The sequence below is a fragment of the Spongiibacter thalassae genome (assembly GCF_012272835.1).
Lineage (GTDB): Bacteria > Pseudomonadota > Gammaproteobacteria > Pseudomonadales > Spongiibacteraceae > Spongiibacter > Spongiibacter thalassae.
The window spans coordinates 704,219-718,101 of record NZ_JAAWWK010000002.1; the positions used below are offsets into that span (position 1 = coordinate 704,219).

General features: G+C 57.2%; 12 protein-coding genes and 3 tRNA genes. 11 read left to right on the forward strand and 4 right to left on the reverse strand.

Features of this window, described 5'->3' with window-relative positions; translation table 11 throughout:
- The first annotated feature begins 3 nt into the window (after positions 1-3).
- The 4 genes from uvrC (at position 4) to HCU74_RS07395 (ending at position 2,772) form a co-directional block, all read left to right on the forward strand.
- Positions 4-1,836, forward strand: coding sequence for an excinuclease ABC subunit UvrC (gene uvrC, locus HCU74_RS07380; RefSeq protein WP_168449754.1), 1,833 nt, complete (start codon positions 4-6; stop codon positions 1,834-1,836).
- Between the two features lie 41 nt (positions 1,837-1,877).
- Positions 1,878-2,438 (forward strand): CDP-diacylglycerol--glycerol-3-phosphate 3-phosphatidyltransferase, encoded by a 561-nt coding sequence (gene pgsA / locus HCU74_RS07385; RefSeq protein WP_168449755.1) that lies wholly within the window; start codon positions 1,878-1,880, stop codon positions 2,436-2,438.
- A gap of 116 nt (positions 2,439-2,554) precedes the next feature.
- A tRNA-Gly gene (locus HCU74_RS07390) sits at positions 2,555-2,630 on the forward strand.
- Positions 2,631-2,698: 68 nt separating this feature from the next.
- Positions 2,699-2,772: transfer RNA gene (locus HCU74_RS07395), tRNA-Cys, on the forward strand.
- 260 nt (positions 2,773-3,032) lie between these two features.
- Here the strand turns inward: HCU74_RS07395 and HCU74_RS07400 are convergent.
- The 4 genes from HCU74_RS07400 to HCU74_RS07415 form a co-directional block, all read right to left on the reverse strand.
- A complete protein-coding gene (locus HCU74_RS07400; RefSeq protein WP_168449756.1) occupies positions 3,033-3,623 on the reverse strand; it encodes a hypothetical protein in 591 nt (196 codons plus the stop codon).
- Between the two features lie 182 nt (positions 3,624-3,805).
- Complete coding sequence (gene arsB, locus HCU74_RS07405) at positions 3,806-4,828, reverse strand: ACR3 family arsenite efflux transporter (RefSeq protein WP_168449757.1); 1,023 nt, start codon at positions 4,826-4,828, stop codon at positions 3,806-3,808.
- Between the two features lies 1 nt (position 4,829).
- Positions 4,830-5,315, reverse strand: a complete 486-nt coding sequence (locus HCU74_RS07410; protein ID WP_168449758.1) for an arsenate reductase ArsC — start codon at positions 5,313-5,315, stop codon at positions 4,830-4,832.
- Positions 5,316-5,338: 23 nt separating this feature from the next.
- Positions 5,339-5,683: a metalloregulator ArsR/SmtB family transcription factor gene (locus HCU74_RS07415; protein ID WP_168449759.1), complete on the reverse strand. Its 345-nt coding sequence runs from the start codon at positions 5,681-5,683 to the stop codon at positions 5,339-5,341.
- 291 nt (positions 5,684-5,974) lie between these two features.
- On the opposite strand from HCU74_RS07415, the gene HCU74_RS07420 reads away from it, so the two are divergent.
- From HCU74_RS07420 to HCU74_RS07450, 7 genes are all read left to right on the forward strand, one after another.
- On the forward strand, positions 5,975-6,349 hold the full coding sequence (locus tag HCU74_RS07420) for a hypothetical protein (RefSeq protein ID WP_168449760.1): 375 nt from the start codon (positions 5,975-5,977) through the stop codon (positions 6,347-6,349).
- A gap of 29 nt (positions 6,350-6,378) precedes the next feature.
- Entirely contained in the window at positions 6,379-8,700 is a 2,322-nt protein-coding gene (locus HCU74_RS07425; RefSeq protein ID WP_168449761.1) for a CFI-box-CTERM domain-containing protein, read from the forward strand.
- An 86-nt stretch (positions 8,701-8,786) separates the two neighbouring features.
- Positions 8,787-8,873 (forward strand) — tRNA-Leu (locus HCU74_RS07430).
- A 230-nt stretch (positions 8,874-9,103) separates the two neighbouring features.
- Positions 9,104-9,778, forward strand: a complete 675-nt coding sequence (locus HCU74_RS07435; RefSeq protein WP_168449762.1) for an outer membrane beta-barrel protein — start codon at positions 9,104-9,106, stop codon at positions 9,776-9,778.
- A gap of 112 nt (positions 9,779-9,890) precedes the next feature.
- Positions 9,891-10,406 carry a (2Fe-2S)-binding protein gene (locus HCU74_RS07440; RefSeq protein ID WP_168449763.1) on the forward strand — a complete coding sequence of 172 codons (516 nt, stop codon included), beginning with the start codon at positions 9,891-9,893 and terminating at the stop codon, positions 10,404-10,406.
- Positions 10,406-12,568, forward strand: coding sequence for a xanthine dehydrogenase family protein molybdopterin-binding subunit (locus HCU74_RS07445; RefSeq protein WP_168449764.1), 2,163 nt, complete (start codon positions 10,406-10,408; stop codon positions 12,566-12,568). The genes HCU74_RS07440 and HCU74_RS07445 overlap by 1 nt, the downstream gene beginning before the upstream one ends.
- 204 nt (positions 12,569-12,772) lie before the next feature.
- Entirely contained in the window at positions 12,773-13,873 is a 1,101-nt protein-coding gene (locus tag HCU74_RS07450; protein WP_168449765.1) for an MBL fold metallo-hydrolase, read from the forward strand.
- The last annotated feature ends 10 nt before the right edge of the window (positions 13,874-13,883 follow it).

The window sequence follows — 13,883 nt, forward strand, 5'->3', positions numbered from 1 at the left end:
AGTATGGCTGAACCCTCTGAATTCGATCACAAGCGTTTCCTCGCCACAGTTACCCGCAAACCCGGTGTCTATGTCATGCTCAATGACAAGTCCGAGGTGCTTTACGTGGGTAAGGCAAAAAACCTGCGCAATCGCCTGGGCAGCTATTTTCGCAGCGCCGGGCTGACCAACAAGACTCTGGCCCTGGTGGCCCGGATCGCCAATATCGAAGTCACGGTGACCAGTACCGAGCGCGAAGCGCTGTTGCTGGAACAGAACCTGATCAAGCAGTACCGACCGCCCTATAATATTCTGCTGCGGGACGATAAATCCTATCCCTATATATACCTGAGCGACCACCGGCACCCGCGGCTGAGTATTCACCGGGGCGCCAAACGGGGCAAAGGGCAGTATTTCGGCCCCTACCCCAGTGCGGGCGCCGTTCGGGAAAGCCTGAGCTGGCTACAGAAGGTGTTCAAGGTGCGCCAGTGCGAGGACAGCTACTACCGCAATCGCAGTCGCCCGTGTTTGCAGTACCAGATTGGTCGCTGCACCGGTCCCTGTGCGGGAATGGTCAGCGACGATGATTACCTGAGGGATGTTCAACACAGCGAGATGTTTCTCACCGGTAAAAGCGACGCCCTGCGGCTCGCGCTGGCAGATGATATGGAACGCCATGCCGAGGCGCTGGAATTTGAGAAAGCCGCAGAACTGCGCGATCGAATCGGCTTTCTGCAGCAGGTGCAGGCGAGCCAGTGTATCGAAGGAGAATCCGGCGACCTGGATATTATCGCCGGGGTGGTGGCTGCGGGTATGAGCTGCATCCAGCTGCTCTACGTTCGAGGCGGGCGGGTGCTGGGCAGTCGCAGTTATTTCCCCAAGAGCGCCTTGGAAGAAGGCGTTGAGCGTCATATTGAGGCATTTATTGCCCAGCACTACCTGGCGGGCAGCGGTGTTGTGGATATGCCGCGAGAGTTGCTGTGCAATGTTGAACTGCCCGACGCGTCACTGTTGGCGAGTAGCCTGAGTGAGCACTGTGAGCGCAAGGTGGTGATCTCCACCCGGGTGCGGGCCAACCGGGCAAAATGGTTGCAGCTGGCGGTGACCGCAGCGGAACAGAACTTGCGTAATAAACTGGCGGCCTCAGCGAGCATGGCCGGGCGCTTTCAGGCCTTGCAGGAGGCGCTGGACCTCGACAGCTTGCCGGAGCGGCTGGAGTGCTTTGATATCAGCCACAGCAGTGGTGAAGCGACGGTGGCCTCCTGCGTGGTATTCGACAGCAATGGCCCACTGAAGTCCGACTATCGGCTGATGAACATAGAAGGCGTTGTCGGCGGCGATGACTACGCTGCCATGCGCCAGGCGCTGACACGTCGCTACAAGCGTATCAGCAGCGGTGAAATTCCGCGCCCCGACCTGCTGTTGATAGACGGTGGCAAAGGTCAGCTGCGTCAGGCGCAGGAAGTTATGGCCGAGCTGGGTGTGGTCGATTTGATGATGCTCGGGGTGGCCAAGGGAAGTGATCGTCGCGCGGGGCTCGAGGTGTTGATTCGCGGAGACAATGGTCGTGAGATCACCCTGCCGGACAACAGCCCGGCACTGCACCTGATTCAGCACATTCGCGACGAATCCCACCGTTTCGCGGTAACAGGCCACAAGGCGCGGCGGGATAAGGCCCGCCGAACCTCCGGCCTTGAGTCTATTCCGGGAGTGGGAGCCAAGCGGCGACGGGACTTGCTGCGTCAGTTTGGCGGCTTGCAGGCCATTCGCCAGGCCAGCATCAAGGATTTGAGCACTGTTCCGGGTATTAGCGAGAAAATCGCGCGGGATATCTATGAAGGACTGCGCAGTGAGTAGAAAAGCACTAGAATGGTGCCGCCGAAACTGTTGAGAGTCTTATGAATATACCCAATGCCCTGACACTTTTCAGAATACTGTTGATACCGGTGTTCGTAGTGCTGTTCTATTTGCCGATACCCCAGTCCTATACCGCTACCGCGCTGGTGTTTGCGTTGGCGGGGGTTACAGATTGGCTGGACGGCTATCTGGCGAGGAAGTTGGGGCAGTCTACGCCCCTGGGCGCATTTCTGGACCCGGTGGCAGACAAGCTGATGGTTGCGGTTGCCCTGGCACTGCTGATCGAGCGTTATGATGCCTGGTGGTTTACCGTGCCGGCGGTGATTGTTATTGGCCGTGAAATTGTGATTTCGGCACTGCGGGAGTGGATGGCGGAACTGGGTAAGCGCACCAGTGTGGCGGTGTCGTACATTGGCAAGGTGAAAACGGCGGCCCAGATCGTCGCCATTGTTGGCTTGTTAATGGTTGATCCCACCGTTGGTGGTCACTGGTACATCGCCAGCATGAGCTGCATGTATGTCGCCGCTGTACTCACGTTGTGGTCGATGTTGATCTATCTTCACGCCGCGTGGCCAGACCTTCGCGACTCAGGGGCGGAATAGCGCCCCGACGTTAAAAAATTGCGAAAAATCAGCAACTTTCCTTGACAGCGCGCAGTGAGTGACTAGAATAGGCGCCTTCTTGAACAGCAGGCCAACGGCAGGTTTGTTCAGATATTGCGGGATTAGCTCAGTTGGTAGAGCGGTACCTTGCCAAGGTACAGGTCGTCGGTTCGAACCCGATATCCCGCTCCAATTATTGCCTGTGAAAACCCGGTTATCGTGCCGGTGTACACGAAAACGTGTAGAACAAAACGATCAAAGGCGCGGTGGCAGAGTGGTCATGCAGCGGACTGCAACTCCGTGTACGCCGGTTCGATTCCGACCCGCGCCTCCATTTCTACGGGACTCTCCCGATCAATAACCACTCTCCGCAAGTATTCAATCGCCATATTCGGCATGTCTGCGTGTGTTGGGGTCTGTCCCCTCCGAAAGCGGGGACAGACCCCGATACCGGCCATGGGGTCTGTCCCTCGTTTTGGGGGACAGACCCCTGTGATTGAAATATACGTTCGCTGAGAGATTGTTTATCGCATGGGGGAGGTGGAGAGTAGGGCACGTCAGATCGACCTGCCCTTCATTAAAGGCGGGGTAGGGTTAGGCTTGCTTGCTGACCGGTGGGTAGTGTGAGTCCCAGCGTTGGTGGAAGGTTTTGCTGAATATCTCCCAGCTGATAGGCATTTTCTGCGCCCAGCGGCCTGGCAGGTTGCTTAATGGTACGGCGATACCGCCACATTCGCGCCAAAACAGCCACTCGCAGTGAATGTGGGCAGGCATGCGTTCGGCGATTTGCCGCGACGCGGGTGACAGCGAACGCTTGCGCAGGTCGGTGCGCTTCAGTGTGATGGTTTCAATCAGGCTGGTGCCTTCACTCAGGGCAAACATAATTGCGGCGCGCTCTCCGCGGTCAAAACGGGAGATCAGAATGCTGACGTCAGACATCGAGCCGAGGTCGCTGGGCATCAGGCGGGCACCATCGTCGATCCAGCCGTTCTGTTGTGCCTGTCGGCCAGCAACCTTTAGGCGGTGAATGGCGTCGGCGCGGGCCGCTTTGCCATCGACCATCTCAATACGCATAAGAAAATCCAGCAAGTCTTCGTGGCGAAGGGCTTTTACCGGAACGTCGTAAAAGGAGCTCTGCTTGAAACAGCGCAAGTCTACAAAGCAGTTCAGATCTGAAAAACGCATAATTATTTTCCCGCCTTTGTTTCTAACGCTTTTAGTATGCGTCGGCGTAGGGGTTTGCACAATAGTGACTACGTAAAAATGCGTATTGTCACAGTTTAATGTGCACCCCATCTCCTTTTTGGGTAATGCCCTCCGCTGGTTATGCGTGCCGTAGTGTTTGTTAAGTTTTTGATATAAAAGTATTAATTTCCATCTTGTGATGTTGGGAAGTAAGCCCGACTGCGGTTCGCAAGGGCCACCAGTGACAGCATGACAGGCACCTCGACGAGAACGCCAACCACCGTTGCCAGAGCGGCGCCGGAATGCAAACCGAATACGGAAATGGCCACCGCGACGGCAAGTTCGAAAAAATTGGAGGTGGCGATCATGCACGCGGGCGCTGCGATGTTGTGGGGCAGGCGCAGTTTCCAGGCGATGCCGTAGGCGATAAAGAAAATGCCGTAGGTCTGAATGAGCAGGGGGATTGCGATCATCACAATAATCTGCGGCGAATTCAGCAATACATCTGCCTGAAAGGCAAACAGTAGTACTACGGTGGCCAGCAGGCCGAGAATGGACCAGGGTTTGATAGCCTTGCTCAGCTTGCCCAGGGCCTCCGGTTGGAGTGCGCGGCGGGTGAGAATCCCGGCAGCCAGAGGCAGTATCACGTAAAGGACCACTGACAGCAGCAGGGTCTGCCAGGGGATGTAAATGTCGTTAAGCCCCAGCAGCAGGGCGCAAATCGGCGCAAAGGCGAACACCATGATGATGTCGTTGACCGAAACCTGCACCAGTGTGTAATTGGGATCACCCTTGGTCAGCTGACTCCAAACAAACACCATGGCGGTGCACGGAGCAACCCCGAGAAGAATCATGCCCGCAATGTATTCCTTGGCTGAAGCGGGATCGACCCAGTCGGCGAACAGAAACTCAAAGAACAAATAGGCGAGCAGGGTCATGGTCAGTGGCTTGAGTAGCCAGTTGATAATCACCGTTAGCACAATGCCTTTGGGGCGGCGTCCGGCCTCCAGAATGGCGGAAAATTCAATTTGCAGCATCATCGGGTAAATCATCAGCCAGATTAACGCTGCTACCACCAGGTTAACGTGGGCATATTCCCATGAGGCAACTACTGCGAAGGCGTCCGGGGCCAGCGTGCCGGCGGCGACACCCAGCAAAATAGCAAGACCCACCCACAGGCTCAAAAAACGCTCAAATACACCCATTTCAGTTCCCCTTGCCAGTTGTCGCGCCAGTGCTTGCCAATGCGGCGGGCCAGTCTGTCGTGGGAAGGCCCCGCTGAACGAGGTCGAGGAGCAGTGCACAGCGCTGCCGAATTTCTTCGATACAGGCGGTAAAGGCGTCGTCGATTTCCTGCTCACTGCCAGCGATCGAGGAGGGGTCTTTCAGCGGCCAGTGAATTTTCAGAGCATTCCCCAGCCAGAGCGGACAGGCTTCCCCGGCGGCGGAGTCGCACACAGTTATGACAACATCGGCGGCAAAGTCTTCGATATCGTCCCAGGATTTACTGTGAAGGCCAGTGGTGTCGATGCCTTCCCGGCGCAGATGTGCGATCGACAGGGGGTGAACCTGGCCAGAGGCGGCGCTGCCTGCGCTTGCCACGGCAATGTCGTTACCGGCGATGTCCCGCAGCAGGGCTTCGCTGAGAATGCTTCGGCAGCGGTTGTGGGTGCAGACGAACAAGATATTCATGGGGATTTCCTTCGCTAATATTCTCAGTTGCAGCGGCTATCTTCCGCGCAGCTAACGGGTGGCTGGGGGAGGTTGAATTGGTTTTTCAGGGTGTGACTGGTGTGCGCAACGATCTCGCTCGCCCAGTCCGGTAGCTGCGGGTGCAGTCGATAATAAACCCACTTTCCCCGACGCTCTGCCGCAAGCAAGGAGCAGTTTTTCAGCTCGGCGAGGTGCCGGGACATTTTGGGTTGGCTAACGTTCAGCGCGTCACACAGGTCGCAAACGCACAGTTCACCGGCGAGGTAGATCAAGCCAATACTGTGTAGTCGCGTCTCTTCCGACAGGCATTTGAATAGCTGCAAGGGCGACAGGCTGGTTGGCGTCACGGTGCTTCCTTCTTTGGGGCATTTTGTTGGCAGGTATCATATGCGAAAAAACATATATATGGAATAGTGAATGTGTTTGTCGGCATACGTAAATCCCTTACATCGCAAATGCGCTAAAACGGTTAGTGTGTAACGCAGATTGGGAGAGCGTGGCAGCGCTAATTGGATCATTGCTGCGGTAGGTACTTATTTGCCGAGTAAGGCGAACGAGCGTGATGCGTTGGGTCAACCAAAGGCCGCAACAGCGGCGATGCAACTTAATTTTCCGGAGCCGATGAACAGGAGGTGCCAATGATAGTCAGATCGATAGTATTTTTGGCGACCGCTGTGCTTGTCGTTGTTGTCGGCCCATTTGCCTGTTCCGGCCAGGAGCAGCAGCGGCAGGATCAGGCGCAGGAAAAGCGCACGCGGATCCAGACCTTGTACGATATTCCCGTGCTCGCGCTATTGCAGTCAGGGGAGCAGACATTCGACGGAGTGGAGATGAACCTGCGTCATCAGGCAGGGGTGAGTTCGCCACTTCTTGAACGCCTTCGCATCGAGGGCTACTCTGTGGTTTACGCGAATCCGGCGTTTGAAATTATTCGTATAAAAATTTCCAGCCGCGACGAGCTGGAGCGCTTGCAGCAGTTTGAAGGCGTAACAATGGTGAGTTTGGATGACTGACCGCTCGACTCCCTGTAACAGGATTCTCTATGCCAAACCGACCCGAGTTTCGCTCTCGCAGTTGCTTGATCCCTTTTGTGCTTGCTGGTTTGGCGTGGTCGCCACTAGTGGCGCTAGCCGCCGATGGCGGGTTCGTCGGTAAAAATGGCAAGCTAGGCAGTCACCTGCAAGATCACTTCTTCAGTAGCGCTGACGGCGCGCGTGTGCAGCGCAGTACTCGGCTGTCGGTGGAGCGTAGTGACCTCGTGGTGGTCAGTCTGGAGTCGCTGGACTACGCCGGCGCCGCTGCGCGCTTCAGCGAATTAGGTTTAGTCCCGGAGTTCGTCAGTCGCGACGGTCGTTCCGCCACGCTCAGGATCAGCCATGCCTCAGAGCTTGAGCAATTGGCAACATTGCCCTGGGTCAGCAGTATTCGCACCGCGCCGCCCGCCATTTTGCGCCGGGGCAGTGTAACCAGTCGCGCGGGTCTAGCCATGCGCAGCGACCAGATGGCCAGTCGCTACAGTGTTGACGGCGAAGGTCAGATTGTCGGCATTCTCTCAGACAGTTTTGCCGTGACCGACGATGTGCGAACAACCTCGACCACACCGGCGCGGGGAGTGGCTGGCCAACTGCAGGGTAGCAAGCCACAGCGAAGCGGCGACTTACCGTCATCGGTGCGTTTATTCAAAGACGCCACAAGCGGTACCGATGAGGGCGCTGCGATGGCGGAATTGGTGCATGACGTGGCCCCAGGGGCAGCGTTGGCCTTCCACACCGCAGGCGTGAGTCGACAGGAATTTGCACAAGGTATCGATACCCTGTGCAGCAATGGTAATGCCACGATTGTGGTCGATGATATTCTGTTTGTCGTCGAGAACAACTACCAGGACGACCTGCCAGCCATCGCCGCTGGTCGATGCGTTGAGCAGGGCATTCCCTATCTCTCTGCGGTGGGCAACGATGGTGATCAAGGCCATCGTTATGTGTTTCGCGACGCTAACCCCGTAGTAGATGAAAACGGCACCGAAAACGTGCCCACCGGCAACGACCTTCACAACTGGTCAGAGGAGGGGACAGACCCCTACCTTGAACTGACGTTGCCGCCAAATTCCCAGCTGTATGTGGTTCTGAATTGGAACCAGCCCGGTGCGACGGTGCGCTCCGACCGTGGCGCGCAAATTGACCTTGACCTTTACGTCACCACAGAGCGAAGGGTGTCGTCGATGCAGAGCGGTCAACCCGGCTTTGTGGCCAGTAGCCGTGATCCCCAGGGGAGCACGGGTGCGCCCTCCGGCGACCCCGTCGAGTGGGTTGAACTGGTTACCGAGGGTGCGCCAAAGACCTTTTACATAGCGGTAGAGCATTACAAAGGTCGGCAGGACACCATCCCTCAGCAGCCCTCTGTACCCCTGGAATTTCGCCTGCTGTATACCGGCGCAGATGTGTTGGAGGCCAAGCCCGCCTTCAACTATGCCAGCAGCTGGGGCCATGCGCTTGCCCCCGGTATTATCTCTGTCGCAGCGGTGCCCTGGTGGGAGTCGCCGGAATTTGTCCCGGAAAAATACACCACTGGCGCGATTGACCCTGAATCCTTCACCTCACGGGGGGGCGTTCAGCCGGTGCAGTTTGATCGCAATGGCAACTACCTGGTGTCGCAGCGTTATGCTCCGACCATCAGCGCTATCGACGGCAATAACAACACCTTTCTCGGTGGTTTAACCGGTACGCCACGGGAAAGTGGTGAGCACGATGAATTTCCCAATTTCTTTGGTACCTCTGCAGCAGCGCCCAACCTGGCGGCTGCCCTGGCGATACTCAAGCAGACATTTCCGGCGGCAACCCTCGCCGATCTGCGGGCGGCGTTAGCGGATTCGGCGATTGACGTTACCGGGTTTCGGGCTGCGGCTGGCCCCGATGATGTTACAGGCGCTGGATTGATCGACGTAGATGCCGCCGCAGTGCTACTACAGGAGCGGGTTGGGCGCGACGGAGCACCGCCAGCTCCTGGCCCTGCTCCTGCACCGTCGGTGGGTAGTGGCGGTGGCGGGGGTGGCCCTTGTTTTATCGCCACCGCAGCCTATGGCAGCTTTCTGGCCGACGAAGTTTGGGTGCTTCGTAAGTTTCGCGACGAGGTGCTGCTCAGCTTCCCGCTGGGCCGTCATTTCGTCGAATTTTACTACCGCCACTCGCCGCCGCTGGCCAATGCCATTGCAGAATCGCCCTCGGCGCGGGCAGTGGTAAGGGTGGGCTTAAGCCCGTTGATAATGGCGATTAAATACCCCGCCACTGCACTTTGCCTGTTACTCGCTATGATAGGTGGTGGAGTGATTTACCTACAGCGCCGCCAAGTGCTGGAAAAAGCCAGCTAAGACGTTGATTTTCGGGGGCTATGCTATTAGACTCCCGAACCTTCTCTACTGCCTTGAGCGCCTTTGCCCTCATTGCCAGCCCTTCCGCCCGGGTGGTGAAATCGGTAGACACAGGAGACTTAAAATCTCCCGACAGCAATGTCGTGCCGGTTCAAGTCCGGCCCCGGGCACCAATAAGTTCCAGGCACTCTCTTGCCTTTCAATGCCGTTGCCTATTTTTGCCGTTTAATCCAATAGTAGACTTACTAGTAGACGGGCTGTTTGCCTCCGCTCCCCTTCGTTCTGGCGAGCCTGATCACATCAGATGTTATCGTGTGCTTTGTTGCGGGTGACCTTTACCCATTCAGCACCGATTCAGTTCCCACCTCCCATACTGGCGCCAACTAATAGGGAGAGTCCCACAATGAAAATTTCATCTTTTGTGTCTGCCGCTTGCCTTTGCCTAGCCACCGCTACGGCCACGGCGGGTCATTTGCATAGTCCTTCTTATTCCTCTCACCGGGATACCAGCATGTATTTATTTGGTGGTCTGGGATTGAGTGAGTTTGATTATCGTCGCGCGGATTTTCGTCATGGTTTTGGGGATGGCTCTTTGAGTGATATCGAGTTGGATACTGACTCGACCGCCGTACGTTTTGGGGTGGGTCTGGTTATTACACCCAATGTGGCGGTTGAGTTTGGTATCGCCAGTCTGGGTGAAATTCACGCTGTGGCGCAGTCTGATGGCAGTCGACGTGCGGCGAATGGCTACGCGGCGGGGGAGGTCGAGATGGACGGTGATGTCGGCGGCGGTTTTCTCGGGGTGAGGTTGCATTCGCCGCTTTCCGAGCCCGCAGCGGTGTTTACGCGCTTTGGTCTTTACGGCTGGTCGATGGACGGTCATGTTGAGGACAACGATCGGCGCGGTGAGTACACCATAGAGGGGACAGACCCCTATTTTGGGGTGGGTGTGATGATGCAGTTGTCGCGGGAGGCGTCACTGTCGCTGGCCTACGACTATTATATGCTGGACGACGACGAGCAGAGTTTCGAGTCGTCGGCAGATGTGCTGTCGATGGATATTGTGTTCAGGTTTTAGCCGTTAAATTAACGATATGTAATAGGTTTACAGTGACAACTTCGCCATAATCGTCGGTCTTGGCCGGCGAATTCTGTCCGGTTTTTGACATGTTGTAGTCCGGGGAGGGTAGATGGCGAAGTTAGGTTTTACGCTGAATGGTCAGCCGTTGGAGGTGGATGTCGATCCCTCCATGCCACTGTTATGGCTGATTCGCGACGAATTGGCCATGACCGGCACCAAGTTTGGCTGCGGGTTGGGGCTGTGCGGTGCCTGCACGGTTCATCTGAATGGCTCGCCTATACGCAGTTGCAGCTTTCCCGTTCAGGCCGCTGCGGGCCAGGCGATCACCACCATTGAAGGTATTGCCAGCGACTCGGCCTTGCATCCGGTTCAGCAGGCCTGGAAAGAACTGAATGTCGCCCAGTGCGGCTACTGTCAGTCCGGGCAAATCATGTCGGCGGTGGCGCTGTTGGCGAGCCAGCCTAACCCCTCTGATGCAGAAATCGACGCGGCTATGGCGGGCAATATTTGCCGCTGCGGCACTTACCCCCGTATTCGGCGAGCGATTCATCGCGCGGCCTCGCTGGCGGCAGTGCAGGTGTTCGACCCGGGCACTGGCACAGCTGTGCAGCAGGAGGTGGTGTGATGACCCTTAACCGCCGTAATTTTCTAAAGGGCACGGCGATTACTGCCGGTGCCCTTGTTGTGGGTGTGACGATGACCGGATGCGGGCGGATGCCCTTGCCCCATCGTAACGCTGAAGACCTGCAACCCAGTGCTTATTTGCAGGTGACCCCGGATGGGCGCTTTATTCTGCAATTGGCCAAAGTCGAAATGGGGCAGGGCACCCTGACGGGAATGGCAACCCTGGTGGCGGAGGAGTTGAATATGCCGCCGTCGATGATCGTTGTTGAACACGCCCGCTATCACCCCGATTTTGCCGACCCTGAGTTTTACGCGATGATTACCGGCGGCAGTTCGTCGCTGCGTACCAGCTTTGAGCCGCTGCGCGAAGCCGGTGCAATGGTGTCGGCGCTGCTGAAGCAGGCCGCGGCCCAGCTCCACGGCATAGCCGCAACTGAGGTCGCGCTGATCGACGGCGTGTTAAGTTCGCCGAAGGGGACTGTCCCCTATGCTGAAGCAGTGTCGTTGGCGCGCACTTTGCCCAGGCCTGAGTCGCTTACCCTGCGAGCGCCCAGCGAATACCGGTTTATCGGCAAGAAAATGACTCGCCTCGACGGTGAGGAAAAGGTTACCGGCGCTGCGCAATACGGTCTGGATATTCAATATCCCAATACCTTGACGGCGGTGATGGTACGCTGCCCACACTTTGGTGGCAGCCTCGAGTCCTACGATGCTCAGGCGGCACTGGCCACCAAAGGGGTGTCGCAAGTGCTGGAAATCGACGGTGCGCTGGCAGTGGTGGCAAAGGGCTACTGGGCGGCCAGACAGGCGGCAAACAAGATTAAGGTGACCTGGAAGGCGGGACCGCTGGAAGGTGTTGATAGTGCCGCGCTGCGGGCCGAGCGCCATCGCCTGGCCGACAGTGAGCCGGGGAAGAATGTCGAGGAGCGGGGCAGTGCGGAACTGGCCCGCGGAGAGCGCTTTGAGCAGCGCTACGATGTGCCCTTGCTGGCCCATGCCACCATGGAGCCACCCAATGCTCTGGCGGTCAGAACCGAGCGGGGAATGGAAATCTGGAGCGGCTGCCAGTCGCAGCAGTTTGTACAGGGAATGGTCGCTGATGCACTGGGTATTTCCGAGGACCAGGTCATTCTGCATAACCAGCTGCTTGGTGGTGGTTTCGGCCGGAAAATTGTTCCCGATTATATCGTAGAGGCGGCAAAAATTGCCCAGCGCTCCGGCGCGCCGATTCGCTTGGTCTGGAGTCGTGAAGATGATATTCGCCACGACCTGTACCGGCCCTGTGCTACCGCGCTGATGACCGCGACCATAGACAATGGCAAGGTCACCAGCCTGCAAAGCAAGGCGGTTGCGCCGAGTATTTTCGGTCAATTTATCCCATTGATGACGCAGAGCTTTATGCCCCGTTGGGTGCCCGATGCCACTCACTCGACGATTGGCGGGCTGGCAGCTCCCTCTGATCCGTCGGCGACCGAGGGCTTGGCGAAGCAGCCCTATCAGTTCGACTACCAGCGCGCTGATTACGTGATGCAAAAGCGCACTGCCCCGCTAGGGTATTGGCGGTCGGTGGGGCACTCGCAGAATGCCTTCTTTATGGAAAGCTTTATTGACGAGCTGGCCCACAAGGTGAAGAAAAATCCGCTGGACTTTCGGCTTGGTCAGCTCGACGAGGATTCGCGCTACGCCAAGGTATTGAAACTTGTCGCCGATAAGGCTGACTGGGGGAATCCTCCGGCAGGGCAGTATCAGGGGATTGCCGTTCACGAGTCCTTCCGCACTGTGGTTGCCCAGGTGGTCAATGTGTCGGTAGAGGGTAAAACGATCCGCGTGCATAAAGTGGTGTGTGCGGTGGACTGCGGTCTGGCGGTGAATCCCGATATGGTGGTCGCGCAAATGGAAGGTGGCATTGTGTTCGGGCTGACCGCTGCCTTGAAGGGGGAAATTACCCTGAAAGACGGTGCTGTCGAGCAGAGTAATTTCCACGACTATCAAATGTTACGGCTGCCGGAGTCGCCAGATATAGAGGTCTATGTGTTACCCGCTCAGGACCGTCCAAGCGGGGTGGGTGAGCCGGCAGTGCCACCAGTGGCACCCGCCCTGGCCAACGCGGTATTTGCGGCAACCGGGCAGCGCCTGCGGGAATTACCCCTGCGACTGGTCTAGCTAGGCACCGCTGACTCAAATTGCTTGGTGCCTGTTGTGGTTTTGCAGGCGCAGCAGTGCCGATTCAATGGGTGTTAACAGACCTTGATAACGCGTTCTGCACAGATTAGATCACTCCGTTGCGGGCCAATTAGATCACTCCGTTGCGGGCCAATCTGTGCGACACTTGACGTTTTTCATGTTGCGGCGAGGTAGGCCGAGTTTATGACTGCACTTTCAACCGAGTTGACGTATCCCTTTGACCATCCCCCCGAAGCGGGGCAGTGGTTGTCTGTCGCCGAGGGCATCTATTGGTTGCAGATGCCGTTGCCGATGGCCCTGGATCACATCAATCTCTATGTGCTTGAAGATGACGAGGGTTGGTACATTGTCGATACCGGTATGGGCCTGCGCGATACCCAAAAATACTGGTTGCAACTGATTAATGGCCCTATGGCGGGCAAGCCATTAAAAGCGGTGATTTGCACCCACATGCACCCTGACCACTGTGGACAGGCCGGGTGGTTGTGCAATGAATGGCGGGTACCGCTGTATATGAGCGCCGCCGAGTATTTGTCTGCCCGGACCTTTGGCGCGCCGTCGGAAGGTGGTATGTCCTGGACCGGCAAGGCCCATTATCTGCGCGCAGGGGTAGCCCCGGAAACCCTGGAGCGGCTGGCGTCGCGCCTGCGTGGATTCAGTAAAATTATCGAGCCTATGCCTCAGTCGTTTCGGCGAATGCGCGACGGTGACACCCTGTCTATCGGCGGTCGGGAGTGGCGAGTAATGACGGGTTCGGGGCATTCCCCTGAACATGTCAGCCTGTATTGTGAAGGCGATAAATTCCTGCTGTCGGGGGATCAGATTATTCCCCGTATCACCTCTAATGTCAGCGTTATGCCGGTGGAGCCGGATGGCAATCCATTGGCTGAGTGGCTGGATTCCCTGCACCGCTTCCGTAACGATATTCATGCCGATACCCTGGTATTGCCCGCGCACAATGCGCCGTTTTACGGGGTGCACCAGCGCCTCGACTATCTTGTTGCCCATCATCAGGGGCATTTGGCGGCGATAGAAAAGGCCTGCGAGACGCCGAAGGCGGCCATTGAATTATTTGACGTGCTGTTTGCACGTAAACTCGACGAAAGCCAATTGCCGTTGGCCCTGGGCGAAGCCATTGCCCACCTGCATTATCTTTACTACCAAGGGCGGATGGAGCGCTTGATCGGCGACGATGGCATATGTCGCTACCGCAGCACTGACCCTGAGCATAGCCCGTATACCGGCGCTCCCTACGAGCCAGGAGATGCGCCCTTCGAAGTCTAGGATAGGCAAG